This is a genomic window from Neisseria benedictiae, assembly GCF_958267435.1.
GTDB classification, from domain to species: Bacteria; Pseudomonadota; Gammaproteobacteria; order Burkholderiales; family Neisseriaceae; genus Neisseria; species Neisseria bergeri.
Map to the genome: position 1 here is coordinate 240703 of NZ_CATQFV010000027.1, position 23737 is coordinate 264439.

The following is a 23737-nucleotide window of genomic DNA, read 5'->3' on the forward strand; positions in this document are numbered from 1 at the left end:
CACACGGAGTTTGACATGCAGTTTTCAGCATTCGGCGAAAAATTCACGCAACACAGCGGCATCCTCCAACTGATGGACGACCTCGGCGACGCGCTCAAAAGCGACAAGCCCGTCAACATGCTCGGCGGCGGCAACCCGGCGCGCATTCCGGAAATCGATCAGGCGTTCGCCGCCATATTTTCCAAACTGGCGGCAAAACACGCTGTCGAGAACATCGGCAACTACTCCAACCCCCAAGGCGATGCCACGCTAATTGACGCGCTGACCACCTTCCTCAACCTTGAATACGGCTGGAATCTGACCGCCGACAATATCGCGCTGACCAACGGTTCGCAAAACGCGTTTTTCTATTTATTCAACCTCTTCGGCGGCAAATTCAAGCTTTCAGACGGCACATCCGCAGAAAAAGCCATTTTGTTGCCGCTCGCACCCGAATACATCGGCTATGCCGACGTGCATGTCGAAGGGCAGCACTTCGTTTCCGTCAAGCCCAAAATCGAAAACGTCGAACACGAAGGCGAAGCAGGCTTCTTCAAATACCGCGTGGACTTTGACGCACTGGAAAACCTGCCCGAGCTGAAAGAAGGCAAAATCGGCGCGATTTGTTGTTCGCGCCCGACCAACCCGACCGGCAATGTGTTGACCGACGGCGAAATGGCGCGTTTGGACGCTTTAGCGCGTGAACACGGCATTCCGCTGATTATCGACAACGCCTACGGAATGCCGTTCCCCAACATCATTTACAGCGACGTAACGCTGAATTGGCATGAAAACATCATCCTCTGCTTCAGCCTGTCCAAAGTCGGCCTGCCGGGCGTTCGCACCGGCATCATCGTCGCCGCGCCCGAAGTCGTCAAAGCCGTCAGCAGCCTGAACGCGATTGTGAACCTTGCCCCCACGCGCTTCGGCGCGGCCATCGCAACGCCGCTGCTGGAAAGCGGCGAGATGAAACGGCTTGCCGACCAAGTCATCCGGCCGTTTTACCGCAATCAGGCGCAAACCGCCGTCTCGCTGCTCAAGCGGGAGCTGGGCGCGTACCCGATGAAAATCCACAAACCCGAAGGCGCGATTTTCCTGTGGCTCTGGTTTGAAAACCTGCCCGTTTCTTCGCAAACCCTGTACGAAATGCTCAAAGCCGAAGGTACGCTGATTATTCCGGGCGAGCATTTCTTCGTCGGCATCGACACGCAGGATTACCCGCACGCGGGCGAGTGCATCCGCATGAGCATCGCGCAGGACGCTCAAACGCTGGAAAAAGGAATTGCCGCCATCGGCAAAACCGTCCGAAAACTGTACGACAACGTTTAAAACGCAAAAAAATGCCGTCTGAAAAGTTTTCAGACGGCATTTTTATCTGCATTCAATGTCGGGAAAAATGTTCCCAAACCGGCCTGCAGTTTTCCGGCAGCTCGGGACACGCGCCGAGGATGCCGCCGCTGAAGTCGTTTAAACGGTGGAAGTCGCTGCCCGCGCTGGCGAGCATACCGAAACGTTCTGCCAAAAGCGCGTAGTTGAGGCGGTCGTTTTTGCAGCAGTTGCCGCTGTGGACTTCGATGCCTGCGCCGCCGAGGTTTTTAAATTCTTCAAACAGATTGCGCTTGGCGGTGGCGGACAAATCGTAGCGCATCGGATGGGCGATGACCGCCAACCCGCCCGCGCTGTTGACGGCGGAAACGCAGTCTTCCAGCGTCGCCCATTCGTGTCGGACGGCGCAGGATTTGCCGTCGCCCAAGTATTTGATGAACGCCTGCTGCTTGTTTTTGACGTGTCCGTTTTTGATGAGGAACTCGGCGACGTGGGTGCGGCTGACCATTTCTTTGTTTGCCGCCAGTGCGAGCGCGCCGTCGTATGCGCCGCCGATACCTTTCTTTTCGAGCTTGGCGGCGATGGCTTCAAGACGTTTCAGACGGCCTTGCCGTACTTGTGCCAACAGGTTTTGCAGGTTTTCGTCCCGTTCGTCGAAATCCAAACCGACAACGTGTATGGTACGCCCGCGCCACGTTACGGAGATTTCCACGCCGTTAATCAGGCGCAAACCGAGCCTGTCTGCTTCGGCACGCGCTTCGGCGATGCCGCCGGTGTGGTCGTGGTCGGTCAACGCCAGCAGCGTGCAGCCGTTTTGATGCGCGAGGCGCACGACTTCGGCGGAGGAGAGCATACCGTCGGAAACGGTGGAATGGCAGTGCAGGTCTATCATGGGGTGTTATGTGTGTGGTGAATGAAGGTCGGGGGTTAATATTATCGGTTGGTGTGGATACAGCGGTGATTTCAACAAACAGGTGTATGGCAAATGCAAAGGAAAAGTCCCTATGCCGTCATTCCCGCGCAGGCGGGAATCCAGACCTTGATTTGTCAAAAATATTTAAGGTTAACCGCTATTTCGAACTTCCGGATTCCCGCCTGCGCGGGAATGACGATATGGACGTTTTCAATTTTAATCTACTATAAAAGACTGTCTGAAAACGTGGTTTTATAGTGAATTAAATTTAAACCGGTACAGCGTTGGCTCGCCTTGGCTCAAAGAGAACGATTCTCTAAGGTGCTGAAGCACCAAGTGAATCGGTTCCGTACTATTTGTACTGTCTGCGGCTCGCCGCCTTGTCCTGATTTTTGTTAATTCACTATATCAAGCCGAACCGTTTCAGACGGCATCGTCCGACCAACCCGCTTCTTTCAATTTCCGCCGTTGCGCGTCGTAGCGGGCCTTGTCCGCCCAATAAATCGTCTGAATGCACGCCTCGCCGCAGTCGCTGCCGCAGCATTCCCACGACTCGGGGCGGACGGGTTCGTCTAAAAGCGGCTCGCCCAAAAGGGCTTCGGCTTTATGCTTCAGGGTCGTATCCATCTGCGATTTCCAAGCACGCGCCGTCAAACTCGATGACTTCGCCGCCGCGTATTTTGGCCGTTTTGCGGGTTTCGGTTTCGCCGTTGCGCAACACCAGCCCTTCGGCGATAAATGCTTTTGCCTGCCCGCCGCTTTCGGCAAGTCCGGCCAATTTCAAGAGGTCGCACAGGGCGATGTATTCGTTGTCTTCGAGATAGACGGTGGCTTCCATAATGTTCCCTTGCAGAAAGAGGCCGTTATTGTAGCACCTGCCGCCGCCGTACCCAAAATTACCGCAAAACCAGCGATGTATCCGCACCGCCTGTTCCGTAAAAATGCCGTCTGAAACCCCATATGCCGCCATCCGATCAAAGAAATCCTGCCCAACAGCAGGCTGCAAATCCTGTTCCCCGACGAATCCGCATTGACGCTGATGCACATCCTCAAACACGAACTGCCCGATACACTGGTCATCGGCATCAGCCATCAAAACGAAATCAAAAACCTGTTTGAACGTAAAATTAATTTAACTGCTTGCCATCCGTCCGAATAAGGTATATAGTTCTTTATAACTAGTTTGATAGTTCTTTATATCTATCAATACTCCTTGGGAAGCCTCCGCCATATGGCAGGAGGCATTTTTTTGCCGTCGTAAAAATTCAAGAAACCATTTGCAGGTCATGCCGTCTGAATCTAAAACGGCATTACCTACACCGCCATCTAAAGACAACCCTGCTACAATACGCCTTTTATTGTTCACGCCGATTTTGCCATGACCGAGCCGACCTACATCCCCCTGCGCCTGCATACCGAGTTTTCGATTACCGACGGTATGGTGCGGATTAAAAAACTGATTGCCAAAGCGCAGGAATACGGTTTGCCTGCTTTGGGCATCAGCGATTTGATGAACGAATTCGGTTTGGTGAAATTCTATAAAGCCTGCCGCAGCGCGGGGATTAAGCCCGTCGGCGCGGCGGACGTATGGATAGGCAATCCGAATGCGCCCGACAAGCCGTTCCGCGCTATGCTGATTATCCGCAACGATGCGGGCTATCTGCGTTTGAGCGAGCTTTTGACGGCGGCCTATGTCGGCAAAGACCGCAATGTCCATCACGCGGAACTCAATCCCGAATGGCTGGAAAACGGCGACAACAGCGGCTTGATTTGTTTGAGCGGCGCGCATTACGGCGAAGTGGGCGTGAATCTGTTGAACGGCAATGAAGACGCGGCGCGGGCGGCGGCGTTGAAATATGCAGCGTGGTTTCCCGATGCATTTTATTTAGAGCTGCAACGCCTGCCCGAGCGTCCCGAATGGGAGGCTTGCGTTTCGGGCAGCGTGAAGCTGGCGGAGGAACTGGGTTTGCCGGTGGTGGCGACGCATCCGACGCAGTTTATGAGCCGCGACGATTTCAACGCGCACGAGGCGCGGGTGTGTATCGCAGGCGGCTGGGTATTGACGGACAAGAAACGTCCGCGCGATTTCACACCGAGCCAGTTTTTCATTCCGCCGGAAACGATGGCCGAACGTTTCGCCGATTTACCCGAAGCCCTCGAAAACACGGTGGAAATTGCCAAACGCTGCAATCTGCACATCACATTGGGCAAAAACTTCCTGCCCCTTTTCCCCACGCCCGACGGTTTATCACTCGATGACTATCTCATCAAACTCTCCAATGAGGGCTTGCAGGAACGCATGGTTCAGCTTTATCCCGACGAGGCGGAGCGGGCGGCAAAAATGCCGGAATATCAGGAACGTTTGGATTTTGAGCTGAACATCATCATCCAGATGAAATTCCCCGGCTATTTCCTTATCGTACAAGACTTTATCAACTGGGCGAAAACACACGGCTGTCCGGTAGGGCCGGGACGCGGTTCGGGCGCGGGTTCGCTGGTGGCGTATTCGCTGAAGATTACCGACCTTGATCCGCTCAAATACGCGCTGCTGTTCGAGCGTTTCCTAAACCCCGAACGCGTTTCTATGCCCGACTTCGACGTGGACTTTTGCCAAAGCAACCGCGGCCGCGTGATTGAATATGTACGCGAAAAATACGGTGCGGAAGCGGTCAGCCAGATTGTTACCTTCGGCACGATGTCGTCCAAAGCAGTCATCCGCGACGTAGGGCGCGTGCTGGAGCTGCCGTTTATGCTGTGCGACAAACTGTCCAAGCTGATTCCGTTGGAAGCCAACAAACCTTTGGGTTTGGACGACGCGATGAAGGCAGAGCCGCAGATTCAGGAATTAATCGAAGCGGAAGAAGCGGACGAACTGATTACGCTGGCGAAAAAGCTGGAAGACCTGACGCGCGGTTTGGGTATGCACGCGGGCGGCGTGTTGATTGCGCCGGGCAAGATTTCCGATTACAGCCCCGTGTATCAGGCGGACGAATCCGCCTCGCCCGTATCCATGTACGACAAGGGCGACGTGGAAGACGTGGGTTTGGTGAAATTCGACTTTTTGGGCCTACGCAACCTGACCATTATCGAAATGGCGCAGAACAACATCAAAAACACCACCGGCGATATCGTTGATGTCGGCACAATCCCGCTCGACGACCAGGTCGCCTACCAAATCTTCCGCGATGCGAACACCACCGCCGTGTTCCAGTTCGAGTCGACCGGCATGAAAAAAATGCTGAAAACGGCGCATACGACCAAGTTTGAAGAACTCATCGCCTTCGTATCGCTCTACCGCCCCGGCCCGATGGACAACATCCCCGACTTCGTCGCGCGCATGAAGGGACAGGAATTCCAATACATCCATCCGCTGCTCGAAGGCATTCTCGCGCCGACTTACGGCATTATGGTGTATCAGGAACAAGTGATGCAGGCGGCTCAGATTATCGGCGGCTACTCGCTCGGCGGCGCGGACCTGCTGCGTCGCGCTATGGGTAAGAAAAAACCCGAAGAAATGGTGAAACACCGCGAAATCTTCGCCGAAGGCGCGGCAAAACAAGGCATTTCGCGCGAAAAATCCGACGAAATCTTCAACTACATGGAAAAATTCGCCGGCTACGGTTTCAACAAATCCCACGCCGCCGCCTACGCCCTGATTTCCTACCAGACCGCATGGCTCAAAGCCCACTACCCCGCCGAATTTATGGCGGCGACCATGTCGTCCGAATTGGACAACACCGACCAGCTCAAGCATTTCTACGACGACTGCCGTGCCAACGGTATCGAGTTCCTGCCGCCCGACATCAACGAATCCGACTACTGCTTCACGCCGTATCCGAACATGAAAATCCGCTACGCACTCGGCGCGATTAAAGGCACGGGCGAAGCAGCCGTCGAATCCATCATCGCCGCGCGGCAAAGCGGCGGCAAGTTTACCGGTCTCTTGGACTTCTGCGAGCGCGTCGGCAAAGAACACATGAACCGCCGCACCCTCGAAGCCCTAATACGCGGCGGCGCGTTCGACAGCATCGAACCCAACCGCGCCATGCTCTTGGCGAACATCGACCTTGCCATGAACAACGCCGACCAAAAAGCCGCCAACGCCAATCAGGGCGGACTTTTCGACATGATGGAAGATGCCATCGAACCGGTGCGGCTCGTTGACGCGCCCATATGGAGCGAGTCGGAAAAACTCGCCGAAGAAAAAACCGTCATCGGCTTTTACCTGTCCGGCCACCCGTTCGGCCCGTATGCCCAAGAAGTCCGCCAAATCGCACCGACCAAATTAGGCTGTCTGAAACCGCAAGACAGCGTGCGCCTCGCCGGATTCGTGACCGCCGTGCGCACCATGATGGGCAAACGCGGCAAAATCGCCTTCGTCAGCCTCGAAGATTTGAGCGGGCAGGTTGAAATCATGATCGGCGGTCAGACGCTGGAAAACTGCGCCGACTGCCTCAAAGCCGACCAAGTGCTAATTATCGAATCCAAAGTCAGCCGCGACGACTACGGCGGCGGCGACGGGTTGCGCATCATGGCAAACCAAGTCATGACCCTGCAAACGGCGCGCGAACGCTACGCCCGCAGTCTCAGCCTCGCCCTCGCCCCCGGCCACGACATCGGCGGACTGGTACGGCTGCTCGCCGCCCACCAACTGCCCGACACGCCGCGCATCCCGCTGCAGCTGTCGTATGCCAACGAAAAAGCGTCGGGCAGGCTTCAAGTGCCGCCGAAATGGACGGTTACGCCGAGTTCCGCATTGTTCGGCGAACTGGAAACATTGCTCGGCAGCCGGTCGGTGCGCGTGAATTGGTAACCCAAAATATAAATGCCGTCTGAAGCCCAAAAACCGGTTTCAGACGGCATTTTTTAACCGAAATAAACGATGCCCCTTAAAGCAGAAGCTTTAAGGGGCAGAGCGTTGCGGCACATCTTTTCAGACGGCCTTATTGTAGCAACGGTTCTCATTTCGCAGTGCGACAATATGTTTGGGATTCTAGCCGTTGTGAGATGATAAGTCAATAATCTATTTGTATATAAATAAGGCAATCAGATATATTATCATTATTTGCAACGTTGTTTACGGAGTAATAAATGGCTGCCTTCAAACCTAATCCAATCAATTACATCCTCGGTCTCGATATCGGTATCGCATCCGTCGGCTGGGCGATGGTAGAAATCGACGAAGAAGAAAACCCCATCCGCCTGATTGATTTTGGCGTGCGCGTATTTGAGCGTGCAGAAGTGCCGAAAACCGGAGATTCCCTCGCCATGGCAAGGCGTTTGGCGCGCAGTGTCCGCCGCCTGACCCGCCGTCGCGCCCACCGCCTGCTTCGAGCCCGTCGCCTATTAAAACGCGAAGGCGTATTACAAGCCGCCGATTTTGATGAAAACGGCTTGATTAAATCCTTACCGAATACACCATGGCAACTTCGTGCAGCCGCATTAGACCGCAAACTGACGCCTTTAGAGTGGTCGGCAGTCTTGTTGCATTTAATCAAACACCGCGGTTATTTGTCGCAAAGAAAAAACGAAGGCGAAACTGCCGACAAGGAGCTTGGCGCTTTGCTTAAAGGCGTAGCCGACAATACCCATGCCTTACAGACAGGCGATTTCCGCACACCGGCCGAATTGGCTTTAAATAAATTTGAGAAAGAAAGCGGCCATATCCGCAACCAGCGCGGTGATTATTCGCATACGTTCAGCCGCAAAGATTTGCAGGTAGAGCTGAATTTACTGTTTGAAAAACAAAAAGAATTCGGCAATCCGCATGTTTCAGACGGCCTTAAAGAAGGTATCGAAACCCTGCTGATGACGCAACGCCCTGCCTTGTCCGGCGATGCCGTTCAAAAAATGTTGGGGCATTGCACCTTTGAACCGACAGAGCCGAAAGCCGCTAAAAACACCTACACAGCCGAACGCTTTATTTGGCTGACCAAGCTGAACAACCTGCGTATTTTAGAGCAAGGCAGCGAGCGGCCGTTGACCGATACCGAACGCGCCACGCTTATGGACGAGCCATACAGAAAATCCAAACTGACTTACGCACAAGCCCGTAAGCTTTTGGATCTAGACGATACGGCATTCTTCAAAGGTTTGCGTTACGGCAAAGACAATGCCGAAGCCTCAACATTGATGGAAATGAAGGCCTACCACGCCATCAGCCGCGCACTGGAAAAAGAAGGTTTGAAAGACAAAAAATCCCCATTAAACCTTTCTCCCGAATTACAAGATGAAATCGGCACGGCATTCTCCCTGTTCAAAACCGATGAAGACATTACAGGCCGTCTGAAAGACCGTGTACAGCCCGAAATCTTAGAAGCGCTGTTGAAACACATTAGCTTCGATAAGTTCGTTCAAATTTCCTTGAAAGCCTTGCGCCGAATTGTGCCTCTAATGGAGCAAGGCAAACGTTACGATGAAGCCTGCGCCGAAATCTACGGAGACCATTACGGCAAGAAAAATACGGAAGAAAAGATTTATCTGCCGCCGATTCCCGCCGACGAAATCCGCAACCCAGTCGTCTTGCGCGCCTTATCTCAAGCCAGAAAAGTCATTAATGCCGTTGTACGCCGTTACGGCTCCCCTGCGCGTATCCATATTGAAACAGCAAGGGAAGTGGGCAAATCGTTTAAAGACCGCAAAGAAATCGAAAAACGCCAAGAAGAAAACCGCAAAGACAGGGAAAAAGCCGCCGCCAAATTCCGAGAGTATTTCCCCAATTTTGTCGGCGAACCCAAATCCAAAGATATTCTGAAACTGCGCCTGTACGAGCAACAACACGGCAAATGCCTGTATTCGGGCAAAGAAATCAACTTAGGCCGTCTGAACGAAAAAGGCTATGTCGAAATCGACCATGCCCTGCCGTTCTCGCGCACATGGGACGACAGTTTCAACAATAAAGTGCTGGTATTGGGCAGCGAAAACCAAAACAAAGGCAACCAAACCCCTTACGAATACTTCAACGGCAAAGACAATAGCCGCGAATGGCAGGAATTTAAAGCACGTGTCGAAACCAGCCGTTTCCCGCGCAGTAAAAAACAACGGATTCTGCTGCAAAAATTCGACGAAGACGGCTTTAAAGAACGCAATCTGAACGATACGCGCTACGTCAACCGTTTCCTGTGTCAATTTGTTGCCGACCGTATGCGGCTGACAGGTAAAGGCAAGAAACGTGTCTTTGCATCCAACGGACAAATTACCAATCTGTTGCGCGGCTTTTGGGGATTGCGCAAAGTGCGTGCGGAAAACGACCGCCATCACGCCTTGGACGCTGTAGTCGTTGCCTGCTCGACCGTTGCCATGCAGCAGAAAATTACCCGTTTTGTACGCTATAAAGAGATGAACGCGTTTGACGGTAAAACCATAGACAAAGAAACAGGAGAAGTGCTGCATCAAAAAACACACTTCCCGCAACCTTGGGAATTTTTCGCACAAGAAGTCATGATTCGCGTCTTCGGCAAACCGGACGGGAAACCCGAATTTGAAGAAGCGGATACCCCCGAAAAACTGCGTACCCTGCTCACAGAAAAATTATCATCTCGTCCCGAAGCCGTACACGAATATGTTACTCCACTGTTTGTTTCACGCGCGCCCAATCGGAAGATGAGCGGGCAAGGCCATATGGAAACCGTCAAATCCGCCAAACGGCTGGACGAAGGCATCAGCGTGTTGCGCGTACCGCTGACACAGTTAAAACTGAAAGACTTGGAAAAAATGGTCAATCGGGAGCGCGAACCTAAGCTATACGACGCACTGAAAGCACGGCTGGAGACGCATAAAGACGATCCTACCAAAGCCTTTGCCGAGCCGTTTTACAAATACGATAAGGCAGGCAACCGCACCCAACAGGTAAAAGCCGTACGCGTAGAGCAAGTACAGAAAACCGGCGTATGGGTACGCAACCATAACGGTATTGCCGACAACGCAACCATGGTGCGCGTAGATGTGTTTGAGAAAGGCGGCAAGTATTATCTGGTCCCGATTTACAGTTGGCAGGTAGCGAAAGGGATTTTACCGGATAGGGCTGTTGTTGCTTTTAAAGATGAAGAAGATTGGACGGTAATGGATGATAGTTTTGAGTTTAGGTTTGTACTTTATGCGAATGATCTGATTAAAGCTGAACTTAAAAAAGAAACTTTCTTCGGCTATTTTTCTGGATTAGATCGTTCTACTGGCAACATTTCTTTGCGTTCACATGATTTAGATAAAACTAAAGGTAAAGACGGTGTATATCGAATCGGAATTAAAACTGCCCTTTCATTCCAAAAACACCAAATCGATGAACTGGGCAAAGAAATCAGACCATGCCGTCTGAAAAAACGCCCACCTGTCCGTTAAATTAATCTGTCCCTGCTTCAGACGGCCTGAAGCAGGGATTTTTATATCAAAATAAGGGGAAAAACATGACTTGGCGCAGCCTGCTCATTCAAAACGGCGGCAAACTATCCTTGCAACGCCGGCAATTGCTGATTCAACAAAACGGCGAGTCCCATACCGTACCATTAGAAGACATCGCCGTTATCATCATCGAAAATCGCGAAACCCTGATTACCGCCCCGCTCCTATCAGCCTTAGCCGAACATGGCGCAACCCTGCTGACCTGCGACGAGCAGTTCCTACCCTGCGGACAATGGCTGCCTTATGCCCAATATCACCGCCAGCTTAAAATCCTCAAGCTGCAACTGAACATAAGCGAACCCTTAAAAAAGCAATTCTGGCAACATATCGTCCGCCAAAAAATCCTAAATCAAGCATTTGTCGCAGACGAAACCGGCAATGATCTTGCAGCCAAACGGCTGCGCACTTTGGCATCTGAAGTCCGCTCGGGCGATACAGGAAACCGCGAAGCCCAAGCCGCCGCCCTCTACTTCCAAGCCCTCTTTGGCGAAAAATTTACCCGCAATGACAACAACGCCGTCAATGCCGCATTGAACTATACCTACGCTGTGCTCCGGGCTGCAGTTGCACGCGCCCTGACCTTATACGGTTGGTTGCCTGCATTAGGCTTGTTTCATAGAAGTGAGTTGAATCCATTCAATCTCGCCGATGACTTTATCGAACCCTTACGCCCATTGGCCGATCTGGTCGTTATACATTTGCATGAACAAGGCCGTCTGAAAACTGAACTGACACCCAACCTCAAACAAAACCTTATCAAAACCCTTCACTGTCAAATCTGCATCGAACGGCAACATTTCAGCACCTTGGCTGCCATCGACAAAATGGTTTCTTCATTTCAAGCCGGCGTAACCGACAAAAACGCCAAACAGCTGAAACTGCCTGAAATCTTGCCATTGAAAGAATATCAATATGAGTGAGGCCAAATTTATGAGGATTATCGTCTTCTTCGACCTACCGGTCACCACAGCGGCAAAGCGCAAAGCCGCCAATCAATTCCGCCAGTTTCTATTAAAAGATGGATACCAAATGCTCCAACTTTCCGTATACAGCCGTATTGTCAAAGGTCGAGATTCGTTGCAAAAACACCACAATAGGCTATGTGCAAACCTACCGCAAGAAGGCTCAATCCGATGTTTGGAAGTAACAGAAAAGCAATATGCCACCATGAAACTGCTGTTGGGAGAGCTGAAAACCCAAGAAAAAAAGGTCAATTCAGACCAATTATTGTTATTTTAAGCCCATTTTTTCAGAACAAATAAAACGGGAAACCCTTACATAATAAGGATTTCCCGTTGGGGTATTGTAGCACTGCGAAATGAGAATGGGAGCTACAACATAGCCGCCCAACAGCAACAAGCCCAAGCCATTGTAGCACTGCGAAATGAGAATGGGAGCTACAACTAAAAAGGTTTACTATCCCCTGGCCTATACATTGTAGCACTGCGAAATGAGAATGGGAGCTACAACTTAAAACCCGTTGACGCATTTGCAACAGACATTGTAGCACTGCGAAATGAGAATGGGAGCTACAACCAAAAATGTTTCAATTAACTGCAAAAATGTATTGTAGCACTGCGAAATGAGAATGGGAGCTACAACAATCAAGGTTGTCAAATCCGGCAATGCGGCATTGTAGCACTGCGAAATGAGAATGGGAGCTACAACCCTTAAAAGTGATGGAAATTTTGGAAGTTAATTGTAGCACTGCGAAATGAGAATGGGAGCTACAACATTTTTGGGACTATTGTGCGAATAATCCAAATTGTAGCACTGCGAAATGAGAATGGGAGCTACAACATCGGCAAGTAAGCAACGCCAAGAGAGCCGATTGTAGCACTGCGAAATGAGAATGGGAGCTACAACATTAAACAATAGCGGTATGCGTGCAGCTATATTGTAGCACTGCGAAATGAGAATGGGAGCTACAACTGTCAGATTCTGAAATCGTTGATTATCTGCATTGTAGCACTGCGAAATGAGAATGGGAGCTACAACCAGCGCAATCGTGCAAACTCCATATGATTAATTGTAGCACTGCGAAATGAGAATGGGAGCTACAACGTCCGCATTACGGAAATTGAAGAAGACGAGATTGTAGCACTGCGAAATGAGAATGGGAGCTACAACTGCCACGCTCATCAAGAGCGGAATCAATGCATTGTAGCACTGCGAAATGGAAAAGATACTCCTTTGATCGATAACATAATCCTTACAATTGAAAGGATTTTACACGCGGCAAGGCGGGCGTTTCAAAAGAAATGCCTTTTTTCTTATCGGGATTTACGCTGGTTTATAACGCGATGAGCCGTCATCTTTGATTTTCCTGTCTATGTGGTACGTACCGGCAAGCCTACGCATCAATGCGACGATGACGGCTTTTTGGGTCTTCTTGGCTTCCGGTCTTGCGATAAAATCGGGAAATGCCTTTGTGCCGGTTATTCCCTACCTCTGCCAAGCCTTCCTCAAATATTCGACGCAATCGGTCAGCGAGTGAAACGGGACATTGCCGTGGTTGGCATTCAGATATTCCCGGAAAAAGACGGCGGCCCCGTGCCTGTCTAACTCTGCCGCCATTTGTTCGGCCTGCCCTGCCATGTCGCGTTCTTCCCTGCGTTTACAATCGCTGCCCCGTTCTAGCGCGCCGATGTTGAGGCAGACATCGATGCCGTTTAGCCGGTTTTCAGACGGCATAAAGTCGAGTATCCGCCTGTTGTGCCACCAAATCGAGGGGGATACGAGCCAATGCCGTCTGAAACGGCGGTGGGAAAGCAGGGAATACAGTCCGAATAGTGCGCCGAACGAATGCCCGAATACGGCGGTTTCATTTTTGTCCAGCCGGTATTTGCTTTCTAAAAAGGCGGTCAGTTCGCTGTCGATAAACTCGGCAAAACGGTCTGCCTGTCCGAACTGCCGCTGTTCGTCTTCTGAAGCGTTGCTGCGCAGCGGGGGGGTATAGTCGGCGGCACGTTGCGTCAGGTCGCGCACACTGCCTGTCGTATAGCCGATACCGACAATCAGGCAGGGGGCGTTGCTTCGGGTAACGGGGTTGGGCATCAGCGACTGCATGATGTTGAAAAGTGCGGGAAAAAAGGCTTCGCCGTCGAGGACAAAGAGGACGGGATAGCCTTCAGACGGCATTTCGCCGAGTGTTGCCGTCTGAATCCGATAGATTCGCCCCGTGCATGTGGATTTGATTTCGGTTTCAAAGGCTTGGGGAAGGCGTGCGGCTTGTGTGGCGTATATGGTTTTCATGATGTTCCGTTCTTCGGTCATACGGGCGGTAAAACGGTAAAACCGAACCGGCAAAGCGGTCTGCCTGCCGGTTCGGTCTGTTTTCCTTCGCAATGCCATACTCCAGTTGTGAGAGCATAGGGTATGCCGCGCAGCTTGTTGTGGTTTGATTATGCTGCGGCTGCCGTTTCAGACGGCATATTGGTCTTTAAAAACTGTAACGCAGGTTTGCCGTCAGGCTGCGCTCCGAACCGGGAATGTTAAAGGTGTTCGTGCCGCCGACGCGGGCGTAGTAATGGCGGTTGAAGATGTTGTCGGCGTTGACCTGGAGCTTCAGCTTGGGTGTGAAGCGGTATACCGCCATCGCATCGAAGGTGGCATAACCGCCTGCATGCATCCCTGCAGATGAAGTAATGCCGCTCATCGCGTTCACGCCGCCGCCGATGGTCAGCCCGGACGTAACTTGGTAAGTCGTCCACAGGTTTGCGCTGTGTTTGGGCATCAGCAGGAAGATGCCGTCGTCGCGCGAATTGGAGGCGGTTTTGATTTGGCTGTGCAGATAGCTGTAACCTGCATGGATTTGCCATTTCGGTGTAACCGCGCCGCTGATTTCGGTCTCAACGCCTTCCATCACGCGCTCGCCCAATGCGGCGTAACGGGTGTTGCGGTCTTTCGGGTTCAACGGTGCGGCGGCGTTTTTATCCTTCATGCGGTAGAACGAAACTCGGGTATTGAGGCGGTCGTCCATGTAGCTGCCTTTGTAGCCGACTTCAAACTGGTTGCCTTGGCGCGGTTTGAGCAGCTTGCCGTCTGTGCCGATGCTGGTTTGCGGCGTGTAGAGTTGGGAGAAGCTGGCGTACAGGCTGTTGCTGCCGTCTATATCGTAAACCGCGCCTGCGTAGCCGGTGAACTTGGTTCTTGAGGCTTTATGCAGGGTTTTGCCGTCGCCCGACTCGATTTTGTAGTGTCCCAAACGTCCGCCGCCGATGAGCGACAGCCCGTCGGCAGGATGGAAGGTGGATTTGCCGTAAACGCCGAATTTATCAAGGTTCTCGGTGTCAAGGGTATGCTTGTAGCCGTGCGCGCCGGCACGGGCATTTTGTATCAAATCAACATAGGAGGCGGAGCGGAAATCGCCCAAGGCGATATTGCTTGCAACAGTCGAACTACTTCCTTTTTCGTTGGTGCTGCGGAAACGGTTGTAATCCGCACCAATCACAAATTCGTTGGCGGTGTTGCCCAAGGCAAACGGCCGGCTGTAGCTTGCGTCAACCGCGAACGCCTTTTGTTTGATGTCCGTACCCAAACCCGCCACGTTGGCTTGTCCGGCATTGTTGAGTTTGCTGCCCGCAAACGTGTAATTGGAATCGGCTTTCCGGTCGGAATAGCGCATACCGACTTTGCCGTAACCGCCGTTGCCGAAGTAATGTTTCAAATCGGCGAACACGTCGTGGCTGTGCATTTTAAATTTGTTCCAATCCGCGCCGACAAATGCGTGTTGCGGCAGGGACGGTAATTTGCCGTCGGCATTGGCAGGCAAGCCGTTGTACGGCGCGAGGTGGCGTTGCTGGTAAAGATAGCCCGCGCCCAAAACCGTATCGGGGTTGATGTCCCAATCCGCCGCCGCGTAGAAGGTTTCATGGTGGTTATTTTTCTCGGCAGGACGCGGAGACGCGCCGACGGTCTGCGCCATCACGCGGCCGCGCACGCTGCCGTCTGAATTGAGGCTGCCCGATACGTCCGCCTCGGCTTTATATTGCTTGTGCGTACCGAATCCCGCTGCAGCATGACCTTGGAACGCTTTGGTCGGGCGTTTGCGCACCAGATTCACGATGCCACCCATCTCACCGCTGCTGTCGAACAGTCCGCTCGGCCCACGCATCACTTCCACGCGGTCGAAGGCAAACAGATTGGGCAGCGTGCCGTTGATACTCTGCATCTGCGCAGGCAGACCGTCGATGTTGTATTCGCTGTATTCGTAACCGCGCGCGTAAACCGAAGAGCGTCCGTCGTCGTTGCTCAACACGCGCAGGCCGGGCGTTTTGCGTGCCAGTTGGTCGAAGGTGTCAACATTGCGGTCTTTGACCTGCTGGTTGGTGATGATACTGACGGATTGCGGAATTTCGCGCAAAGAAGCGGGGATTTTTGTACCGACGGTGGCGGCAAACGAGCTGTAATCGCCGTTTTTCTCGGTGGCAATCGCGTTGTAAGAACGCTGCCCTTTGATGTGGACGGTTTCCAAATCTGCCGTTTGTGCGGCAAAAACCGAAGACGAAAGTGCTGCCAAAACCGTGGCGGCGGTCATATTGATGCGGAAAACTGACATAAACTGTCCCAGTCACATAAATGATAATGGTTCTATTTTAATAAAGCACAACGCGGCTTGTTCGGAAAAAAATATCGCGCAGCCGACAAATTTTGTCGAAAATGCGACACGTCTGCGTTTTCCGCATAAAATCTGCTTTTTTACTGCAACCAACCTGCTATGACCCCGCCCAAACTCATCATCTTCGACTGGGACGGCACGCTTGCCGATACAACCCAACCCATCATCGACACCATGCGCCGCAGCTTCGCCGAATGCGGTTTTCCGCCGCCCGAAGCGGAGCGCGTACGCAGTCTGATCGGCTACAGCCTGCCCGCCATCATCCGCGCCCTGCTCGAAATGCCGTCTGAAACCGCCGTTGCCGACATCGCACGCACCTATTCCGCGCATTACCTCAATCCCAACAACCGCAATATGTCCTTATTTCCCGATGCCCTGCCCTGTCTGGACAAGCTCAAAGCACAAGGATACTGGCTTGCCGTCGCCACGGGCAAAGGGCGGGCGGGTTTGGACAACGCCATCAGCCAAACCGCCACCGGCGGCTATTGGCTCGCCACCGCCTGCGCGGGGGAATATCCCTCCAAACCCTCGCCTGAAATGGTATTCGGACTCTGCGGCGAACTGGGACTCGACCCGAAAGAAGCATTGGTCGTCGGCGATACGGCGCACGACCTGCATATGGCGGCAAACGCGGGGGCGGCAGCAGTCGGTGTTGCCACCGGCGCACATTCGCGCGAACAGCTCCTTAGCGCACCGCATCTCGCCGTATTGGAAGACTTGTCCGAACTGCCCGGTTTTCTTGCACAGCATTACGCCTGATCGGTTTCCGCATCCGGCACGCGGCAAAAATGCCGTCTGAAGCCTGTTCAGACGGCATTTGTATTGCCCAAACATTCAACGCTTGCTCAACGTTTGCACAAATCGGGTTTGGTTTCGCCCTCGCGGCGTAGCTCTTTGGGCAGGACGAACACGATGCTTTCTTCCGCACCCTCCCCTTCGCGTACGGTTTCATGCCCCCACCCGCGTATGGTTGCCAGTACTTCCTGCACCAACACTTCGGGCGCGGACGCGCCTGCCGTTACGCCGACTTTGTGTTTTCCCTCAAACCATGCGCGTTGCAGGTAGCCTGCATTATCCACCATATACGCATCGATTCCGTGCAATGCCGCCACTTCGCGCAGGCGGTTGCTGTTGGACGAATTGGGGGAACCGACCACGATGACAATGTCGCACTGTTCCGCCAACTCTTTGACGGCAGTTTGCCGGTTGGTTGTCGCATAGCAGATATCTTCTTTACGCGGATTGCGGATATTGGGGAAGCGCGCGTTCAGCGCGGCAATGATGTCTTTGGTTTCATCGACCGAGAGCGTGGTCTGGCTGACATAGGCGAGTTTGTCGGGGTTTCTGACTTCGAGTTTGGCAACATCTCCGACTGTTTCCACCAGAAGCATTTTCCCGGGTTCGAGCTGCCCCATCGTTCCTTCGACCTCGACATGACCTTTATGCCCGATCATGATGATTTCGCAGTCCAGGGCATCGAGGCGGGCAACTTCCTTATGCACTTTCGTCACCAGCGGGCAAGTCGCATCAAATACCCGGAAACCACGTTCCGCCGCTTCCTGCTGCACTGCCTTCGATACGCCGTGTGCCGAATAAATCAGCGTCGCGCCCTGAGGCACTTCCGCCAAATCGTCGACAAACACCGCACCTTTTTCGCGCAGGTTATCGACGACGAACTTGTTATGGACGACTTCATGACGCACATAAATCGGCGCGCCGAATTCTTCCAAAGCACGTTCGACAATACTGATTGCCCGATCCACACCGGCGCAGAAGCCGCGCGGATTGGCAAGGATGATGGTTTTTCCGTTCATAAGTTTTGCATTCCGTGTTCAGACGGCATTCACGTTTTTTTGCTATCTTTGCGATGGACGATATTGTCAAGCACTGCCAACACCGCACCGACGCAGATAAAACTGTCGGCAATATTAAAGGCGGGATAAAACCAATTTTGCCAATAAAACAATAAGAAATCGACGACATGACCGTGTATCAGGCGATCGATGACATTGCCCAACGCACCGCCGATAATCATTGCTGCCCCGATTTTGCCGAGGGTTACAAACTCGTCGCGCAAGATAGCGCGTACCAAATACGCGCTCACCGCCACCGCCAGCACCAAAAAAAAGTATTTCTGCCAGCCGCCCTGATCGGCAAGGAAGCTGAACGCCGCGCCCGGGTTGTACACCAAGGTCAGATCGAAAAACGAAGGAATGACATTGACGCGTTCCTGATACTGAAACGACGACAGCACCGCCCACTTCGACCACTGGTCCAGCACGATGGCGGCAAATGCCAATACCCAATAGCGCGTTTTACTTGAAACAGATGAAGACATATTTTTCAACAACCGGATAAAAGAGTGCCATTTTACCCGAAAACCTCCTGCCTGTACCCGAAACGGCAAATGCCGTCTGAAACGCTTAATGCGCCCAAAAAAATCGGGCAAAACCGCCAGCCGATTAAGAGACGGATTTTTACCGGCTGATACAAACCGGCCTTCGGGCAATAAGTGATTGAGAATAATGAAATGAAAAATATGAAATTTATTGGAAATGCCGAGATTTTAGATTGCAAGGATTTATCCGCCCCGCCGTCATTCCCACAAAAGTGGGAATCTAGAAATAAAAAGCAGCAGGAATTTATCGGAAATAACTGAAACCGAACAGACTAGATTCCCGCCTGCGCGGGAATGACAATTCATAAGTTTCCCGAAATTCCAACATAACCGAAACCTGACAGTAACCGCAGCAACTGAACCGTCATTCCCACGAAAGTGGGAATCTAGAAATAAAAAGCAGCAGAAATTTATCGGAAATAACTGAAACCGAACAGACTAGATTCCCGCCTGCGCGGGAATGACGGGGTTTCAGGTTGCTGTTTCGGGTTGCTGTTTCGGGTTGCTGTTTCGGGTTGCTATTTTATAGAAATGACGAAATTTTAGATTGCAAGAACTTATCCCCTCCGCCGTCATTCCCACGGAAGTGGGAATCTAGAAATAAAAAGCAGCAGAAATTTATCGGAAATAACTGAAACCGAACAGACTAGATTCCCGCCTGCGCGGGAATGACGATTCATAAGTTTCCCGAAATTCCAACATAACCGAAACCTGACAGTAACCGCAGGGGCTTCAGCCCGCCGTTTCCATCAATCCCACATTTCTACCGTTTTCATCGAATCCATCGGATCCTCCCCTTTCGGCAATCCGACCCTATGCAACTGAACCGTCATTCCCGCGCAGGCGGGAATCCAGACCCTTTGGCACGGAAACTTATCGGATAAAACGGTTTCTTAGATTCCACGTTCTAGATTCCCGCCCGACGCGGAAAAAGCAGGCAAATTTCCCGCCGCCGAACGCACCAAACGCATAAAGCGCGCATCAGGCGCGGTCCTATGTGTTGAAACATCGCCCCAAACCCGATACAATCCGCCCTTGAACCATCAGTGAAAATCGTTCTCTTTTAATCAGTTAAACCGAATACGGAGCCGAAAATGAATCCAGCCCCCAAAAAAACTCTTCTCTTCTCTTCTCTTCTCTTCTCTTCTCTTCTCTTCTCTTCCGCAGCGCAGGCGGCAAGTGAAGACAATGGCCGCGGCCCGTATGTACAGGCAGATTTAGCCTACGCCTACGAACACATTACCCACGATTATCCTAGCGACAATGCCAAAGTCTTCGACGACTACCGCGACATCAAAACCCATTCCACCCACCCACGCCTTTCCGTCGGCTACGATTTCGGCAACTGGCGCATCGCCCTCGATTACGCCCGCTATAATAAGTGGAAACACAGCAAGCATATTCATTTGGAACAAACAAAAAATCCTACTCCATCTGTTACCGCCAAACTAGAAGCGGATCACACCGACAAAGGCACATTCAAAGCCGAATCCAACTACGGCATCTCCGCCATCTACGATTTCGATACCGGCACCCGCTTCAAACCCTATGCCGGCATACGGGTTGGTTTGGGCAAAATCAGACACAGCATTGCTGTGGAAGACCAGCAAACTATTACCGTTAACAATATCAAACGGGGACCGACCAATGTCCATCCGCCCTTACACGAAAGCCACAGCATCCGCCGCGTGGGCTTCGGCGCGGTGGCAGGTGTAGGCATCGACATCACGCCCAACCTGACCTTGGACACCGGATACCGCTACCACTACTGGGGACACCTGGAAAACACCCGCTTCAAAACCCACGAAGCCTCATTGGGCGTGCGCTACCGCTTCTGATTCCCCGACACCGATGCCGTCTGAACCTTCAGACGGCATTTTTGATGCACTTGCCGTTTACAGGCGCAGGACAGGCGTAGTGAAATACCCGAACCGTCATTCCCGACAACACCGTAATCTCAAAATCCGTCATTCCCGCGCAGGCGGGAATCCAGACCTGTCCGCACAGAAACTTATCGGATAAAAACAGTTGCCCAAACCCCGCGTTCTAGATTCCCACTTCCGTGGGAATGACGGTTCAGTTGCGTAGGGCTGGATTGTCGAAAGGGACGGATTCAATGGATTCAATGAAAACGGTAGAAATGTTGGATTGATAGAAATGGCGGACTGAAGCACACCCTACGGCTCGCTGATTCCCGATACCGATGCCGTCTGAACCTTCAGACGGTATTTTTGATGCACTCGCCGTTTACAGGCGCGGGGCGGGCGCAGGGAAATGCCCGAACCGTCATTCCCGACAACACCGTAATCTTGAAACCCGTCATTCCCGCGCAGGCGGGAATCCAGACCTGTCCGCACAGAAACTTATCGGATAAAAACAGTTGCCCAAACCCCGCGTTCTAGATTCCCACTTTCGTGGGAATGACGGGTTCAGTTGCGTAGGACTGAGTCGTCGAAAGTGGCGGATTCGATGGATTCAATGAAAACGGTAGAAATGTTGGATTGATGGAAATGGCGGACTGAAGCCCACCGATTCATCGACTCCAACGCTTCCGATGCTTCCAACGGTTTCAGACGGCATTTTTTACACAATTCCCGCCATTTCCTGTCATTCCCGACAACACCGTAATCTCGAAACCCGTCATTCCCGCGCAGGCGGGAATCTAGGATGCGGAATCTAAAGAAACCGTTTTATCCGATAATTTTCCGTGCGGACAAGTCTGGATTCCCGCCTACGCGGGAATGACGGCATATAAGTTTCTGTGTTGGTTTGAGTACGCCGCAGGGTTGGCTGCAAGGTAAACTGTGGCGTGGCTGTAGGGTGGGTTCAGCCCACCGATTCATCGATTCCAACGTTTCCGATGCTTCCAACGGTTTCAGACGGCATTTTTTACACAATTCCCACCATTTTCCATCATTCCCGACAACACCGTAATCTTGAAACCCCTCCGCCATTATGAAGACAAATCGCGGCGCAAAAAATGCCGTCTGAAATGCTGTTTGGCGGTTTCAGACAGCATTTGCTCAAACTTTATCAGGCGTAATGGCGCGTTTCGCCTTCTCCTCCGACATTCTCCGCACAGCGTTTGCAGACGGTTTCATAGCCTGCAACCGCGCCCACATCGCGGGTGTAGTGCCAGCAGCGTTCGCATTTTTCGCCGCCGCTGGCTTTGGCGGTTACGGCAAGCGCGTCGCCGGTTTTAACTTCAGCTTTAGACACCAGCAGGGCAAAGCGCAATTCTTCACCCAAAGCGTTCAGGTAGCCGGCCATTTCTTCCGGCGCGGTGATTTCGGCTTCCGCCTGCAAGGACGAACCGACGGTTTTGTCGGCGCGCAAAGGCTCGATGGCGGCGGTTACGGCTTCGCGCACTTTGCGGACTGCCGTCCATTTTTTCACCAATTCGGCTTCGGCTTTTTCGTTGATGGTCGGGAACTCGTGCCAAGTGTGGAAGAGGACGCTGTCTTCTTCGCCGCCACCAATGATGTCCCATGCTTCCTCGCCGGTGAAGCACAAAATCGGAGCAATCAGCAGAACCAAACTGCGCGTGATGTGATACAGGGCAGTTTGCGCGCTGCGTCGGGCGCGGCTGTCTGCTTTGGTGGTGTAGAGGCGGTCTTTCAGGATATCGAGGTAGAACGCGCCCAAGTCTTCCGAGCAGAAAGAAACAATGTCTTTTACGGCAAAGTGGAAAGCATAGCGCGGATAGTAATCGCCTGCCAGACGCTCTTGCAGCTGACGTGCCAATACCACGGCGTAGCGGTCGATTTCCACCATGTCTGCCTGTTGCACGGCATCTTCAATAGGATTGAAGTCGCTCAAGTTGGCAAACAGGAAGCTCAAGGTGTTGCGGATGCGGCGGTAGCTTTCGGTTACGCGCTTGAGGATTTCTTTGGAAATCGCCAATTCGCCGCTGTAATCGGTGGATGCCGCCCACAGGCGCAGGATGTCTGCGCCGAATTCGTTATAGACTTCTTGCGGCGCGACGACGTTGCCGATGGATTTCGACATTTTGCGGCCGTTTTGGTCAACCACGAAACCGTGGGTCAGAAGCTGTTTGTATGGCGCGCGACCCATGGATGAGGCGCAACCGGTCAACATAGAGGATTGGAACCAGCCGCGGTGTTGGTCGCTGCCTTCGAGGTAGAGGTCGGCAGGCCAGTCTAATTCTTCGCGCTGTTTCAAGACGGAATAATGGGTTGAGCCTGAGTCGAACCATACGTCCATGGTATCGGAAAGTTTGTCGTAATTTTCGCAATCTTCCGCGCTCAAGAGTTCGCTCTTATCAAGAGAGAACCATGCTTCGATGCCTTTTTCTTCGATTTTTTGGGCAACTTTTTCCAACAACTCGGCAGAGTTCGGATGCAGCTCACCGGTTTCTTTGTGAACAAAGAAAGTCATCGGAGTGCCCCAATAGCGTTGGCGTGAAACCACCCAGTCAGGACGGCCTTCAATCATGGCTTCGAGGCGAGCGCGACCCCAAGACGGGAAAAACTCGGTATCGTCCACGGCCTTGATGGCTTTGTCGCGCAGGGTTTTGCCGTCGGCACCGGCTTTGTCCATACCGATAAACCATTGTCCGGTCGCGCGGTAAATCAGCGGCGTTTTGTGCCGCCAGCAGTGCGCGTAGCTGTGTTCGATTTTACTGCTTGCCAAAAGGTTGCCGGTTTCTTCCAACCATTGCAGGATAACGGGATTGGCTTCCCAAACGCGCATACCGGCAACGCGCGGCGTTTCGCTGATGTATTTGCCTTCGGCGTTGACAGGGTTGTAAAGCTCGATGCCGTATTTATTGCAGACGGCGTAGTCTTCCAAACCGTGCGCGGGGGCGGTGTGTACCAAGCCGGTACCGGCATCGGTGGTAACGTGGTCGCCGTTGAGCATGGGAATATCGCGTTCTAGGAACGGATGATTCATGTGTAGGTTTTCCAGCTTGTCGCCGGTGGTTTCGGCAAGGATGGCGATGCCGTCTGAAAAGCCGTAGCGTTTCAAAGCGTCTTCTGCCAAATCTTTCGCCAATACCAATTTGCCTTTGGGCGTATCAATCAGTTGATACACCACGTCCGCGCCCGCCGATACGGCTTGGCTCGCCGGCAGCGTCCAAGGC

At 52.5% G+C, this 23737-nt stretch carries 18 protein-coding genes and 1 CRISPR repeat array; of the genes, 10 read left to right on the plus strand and 8 right to left on the minus strand.

What is annotated here, in order from left to right; genetic code table 11:
- Positions 1–15 precede the first annotated feature (15 nt).
- A complete protein-coding gene (locus Q3O12_RS03370; RefSeq protein WP_301669343.1) occupies positions 16–1308 on the plus strand; it encodes a valine--pyruvate transaminase in 1293 nt (430 codons plus the stop codon).
- 52 nt (positions 1309–1360) lie between these two features.
- Here the strand turns inward: Q3O12_RS03370 and Q3O12_RS03375 are convergent, their stop codons facing one another.
- From Q3O12_RS03375 to Q3O12_RS03385, 3 genes are all read right to left on the minus strand, one after another.
- A complete protein-coding gene (locus Q3O12_RS03375) occupies positions 1361–2197 on the minus strand; it encodes a PHP domain-containing protein (RefSeq protein ID WP_301669311.1) in 837 nt (278 codons plus the stop codon).
- A 444-nt stretch (positions 2198–2641) separates the two neighbouring features.
- Positions 2642–2845, minus strand: coding sequence for an oxidoreductase-like domain-containing protein (locus Q3O12_RS03380; RefSeq protein ID WP_002240002.1), 204 nt, complete (start codon positions 2843–2845; stop codon positions 2642–2644).
- Positions 2823–3056, minus strand: a complete 234-nt coding sequence (locus Q3O12_RS03385) for an RNA-binding S4 domain-containing protein (protein ID WP_004467908.1) — start codon at positions 3054–3056, stop codon at positions 2823–2825. Before Q3O12_RS03385 ends, Q3O12_RS03380 begins: the two co-directional genes overlap by 23 nt.
- 192 nt (positions 3057–3248) lie before the next feature.
- Here Q3O12_RS03385 and Q3O12_RS03390 point away from each other — a divergent pair, with 192 nt between their 5' ends.
- From Q3O12_RS03390 to cas2, 5 genes are all read left to right on the plus strand, one after another.
- Positions 3249–3377 carry a hypothetical protein gene (locus Q3O12_RS03390; protein WP_019742775.1) on the plus strand — a complete coding sequence of 43 codons (129 nt, stop codon included), beginning with the start codon at positions 3249–3251 and terminating at the stop codon, positions 3375–3377.
- 219 nt (positions 3378–3596) lie between these two features.
- Positions 3597–7031 carry a DNA polymerase III subunit alpha gene (dnaE, locus tag Q3O12_RS03395; RefSeq protein WP_301669313.1) on the plus strand — a complete coding sequence of 1145 codons (3435 nt, stop codon included), beginning with the start codon at positions 3597–3599 and terminating at the stop codon, positions 7029–7031.
- 278 nt (positions 7032–7309) lie between these two features.
- Entirely contained in the window at positions 7310–10555 is a 3246-nt protein-coding gene (gene cas9, locus Q3O12_RS03400) for a type II CRISPR RNA-guided endonuclease Cas9 (RefSeq protein ID WP_301669314.1), read from the plus strand.
- A 65-nt stretch (positions 10556–10620) separates the two neighbouring features.
- On the plus strand, positions 10621–11535 hold the full coding sequence (gene cas1 / locus Q3O12_RS03405; RefSeq protein ID WP_301669315.1) for a type II CRISPR-associated endonuclease Cas1: 915 nt from the start codon (positions 10621–10623) through the stop codon (positions 11533–11535).
- Positions 11528–11854 (plus strand): CRISPR-associated endonuclease Cas2, encoded by a 327-nt coding sequence (gene cas2 / locus Q3O12_RS03410; protein ID WP_301669316.1) that lies wholly within the window; start codon positions 11528–11530, stop codon positions 11852–11854. Before cas1 ends, cas2 begins: the two co-directional genes overlap by 8 nt.
- 63 nt (positions 11855–11917) lie before the next feature.
- Positions 11918–12745: direct repeats of the CRISPR family, unit length 36 nt; unit sequence ATTGTAGCACTGCGAAATGAGAATGGGAGCTACAAC.
- 315 nt (positions 12746–13060) lie between these two features.
- Here cas2 and Q3O12_RS03415 read toward each other — a convergent pair.
- Positions 13061–13870, minus strand: a complete 810-nt coding sequence (locus Q3O12_RS03415; RefSeq protein ID WP_301669317.1) for an alpha/beta hydrolase — start codon at positions 13868–13870, stop codon at positions 13061–13063.
- 187 nt (positions 13871–14057) lie between these two features.
- Positions 14058–16175, minus strand: a complete 2118-nt coding sequence (locus tag Q3O12_RS03420) for a TonB-dependent siderophore receptor (RefSeq protein ID WP_301669318.1) — start codon at positions 16173–16175, stop codon at positions 14058–14060.
- A gap of 159 nt (positions 16176–16334) precedes the next feature.
- Here Q3O12_RS03420 and Q3O12_RS03425 point away from each other — a divergent pair, with 159 nt between their 5' ends.
- Complete coding sequence (locus tag Q3O12_RS03425) at positions 16335–16994, plus strand: HAD-IA family hydrolase (protein ID WP_301669320.1); 660 nt, start codon at positions 16335–16337, stop codon at positions 16992–16994.
- A gap of 86 nt (positions 16995–17080) precedes the next feature.
- Here Q3O12_RS03425 and ispH read toward each other — a convergent pair whose 3' ends face one another.
- Together ispH and lspA are read right to left on the minus strand one after the other, a co-directional pair.
- A complete protein-coding gene (gene ispH, locus Q3O12_RS03430) occupies positions 17081–18049 on the minus strand; it encodes a 4-hydroxy-3-methylbut-2-enyl diphosphate reductase (protein ID WP_301669321.1) in 969 nt (322 codons plus the stop codon).
- Between the two features lie 29 nt (positions 18050–18078).
- Entirely contained in the window at positions 18079–18573 is a 495-nt protein-coding gene (lspA, locus tag Q3O12_RS03435; protein WP_301669322.1) for a signal peptidase II, read from the minus strand.
- Between the two features lie 1154 nt (positions 18574–19727).
- On the opposite strand from lspA, the gene Q3O12_RS03440 reads away from it, so the two are divergent.
- The 3 genes from Q3O12_RS03440 (at position 19728) to Q3O12_RS03450 (ending at position 21007) form a co-directional block, all read left to right on the plus strand.
- Complete coding sequence (locus Q3O12_RS03440; protein WP_301669323.1) at positions 19728–20471, plus strand: opacity family porin; 744 nt, start codon at positions 19728–19730, stop codon at positions 20469–20471.
- A gap of 13 nt (positions 20472–20484) precedes the next feature.
- Complete coding sequence (locus Q3O12_RS03445) at positions 20485–20655, plus strand: hypothetical protein (RefSeq protein ID WP_196427926.1); 171 nt, start codon at positions 20485–20487, stop codon at positions 20653–20655.
- 181 nt (positions 20656–20836) lie between these two features.
- Positions 20837–21007 carry a hypothetical protein gene (locus tag Q3O12_RS03450; protein WP_199901114.1) on the plus strand — a complete coding sequence of 57 codons (171 nt, stop codon included), beginning with the start codon at positions 20837–20839 and terminating at the stop codon, positions 21005–21007.
- Positions 21008–21666: 659 nt separating this feature from the next.
- Here Q3O12_RS03450 and Q3O12_RS03455 read toward each other — a convergent pair.
- Positions 21667–23737, minus strand: a 2071-nt coding sequence (locus Q3O12_RS03455) for an isoleucine--tRNA ligase (RefSeq protein ID WP_301669324.1), incomplete at its 5' end; no start/stop codon positions are given.

What these genes read in the sequence shown, in the direction of transcription:
- Q3O12_RS03385 (WP_004467908.1), bottom strand. Translation starts at nt 3,056, where the DNA reads ATGGAAGCCACCGTCTATCTCGAAGACAACGAATACATCGCCCTGTGC.
- Q3O12_RS03380 (WP_002240002.1), bottom strand. Translation starts at nt 2,845, where the DNA reads ATGGATACGACCCTGAAGCATAAAGCCGAAGCCCTTTTGGGCGAGCCG.
- ispH (WP_301669321.1), bottom strand. Translation starts at nt 18,049, where the DNA reads ATGAACGGAAAAACCATCATCCTTGCCAATCCGCGCGGCTTCTGCGCC.
- Q3O12_RS03370 (WP_301669343.1), top strand. Translation starts at nt 16, where the DNA reads ATGCAGTTTTCAGCATTCGGCGAAAAATTCACGCAACACAGCGGCATC.
- Q3O12_RS03440 (WP_301669323.1), top strand. Translation starts at nt 19,728, where the DNA reads ATGAATCCAGCCCCCAAAAAAACTCTTCTCTTCTCTTCTCTTCTCTTC.
- dnaE (WP_301669313.1), top strand. Translation starts at nt 3,597, where the DNA reads ATGACCGAGCCGACCTACATCCCCCTGCGCCTGCATACCGAGTTTTCG.
- Q3O12_RS03375 (WP_301669311.1), bottom strand. Translation starts at nt 2,197, where the DNA reads ATGATAGACCTGCACTGCCATTCCACCGTTTCCGACGGTATGCTCTCC.
- Q3O12_RS03445 (WP_196427926.1), top strand. Translation starts at nt 20,485, where the DNA reads ATGCCGTCTGAACCTTCAGACGGCATTTTTGATGCACTTGCCGTTTAC.
- Q3O12_RS03450 (WP_199901114.1), top strand. Translation starts at nt 20,837, where the DNA reads ATGCCGTCTGAACCTTCAGACGGTATTTTTGATGCACTCGCCGTTTAC.
- cas2 (WP_301669316.1), top strand. Translation starts at nt 11,528, where the DNA reads ATGAGTGAGGCCAAATTTATGAGGATTATCGTCTTCTTCGACCTACCG.
- Q3O12_RS03425 (WP_301669320.1), top strand. Translation starts at nt 16,335, where the DNA reads ATGACCCCGCCCAAACTCATCATCTTCGACTGGGACGGCACGCTTGCC.
- cas1 (WP_301669315.1), top strand. Translation starts at nt 10,621, where the DNA reads ATGACTTGGCGCAGCCTGCTCATTCAAAACGGCGGCAAACTATCCTTG.
- lspA (WP_301669322.1), bottom strand. Translation starts at nt 18,573, where the DNA reads ATGTCTTCATCTGTTTCAAGTAAAACGCGCTATTGGGTATTGGCATTT.
- cas9 (WP_301669314.1), top strand. Translation starts at nt 7,310, where the DNA reads ATGGCTGCCTTCAAACCTAATCCAATCAATTACATCCTCGGTCTCGAT.
- Q3O12_RS03415 (WP_301669317.1), bottom strand. Translation starts at nt 13,870, where the DNA reads ATGAAAACCATATACGCCACACAAGCCGCACGCCTTCCCCAAGCCTTT.
- Q3O12_RS03420 (WP_301669318.1), bottom strand. Translation starts at nt 16,175, where the DNA reads ATGTCAGTTTTCCGCATCAATATGACCGCCGCCACGGTTTTGGCAGCA.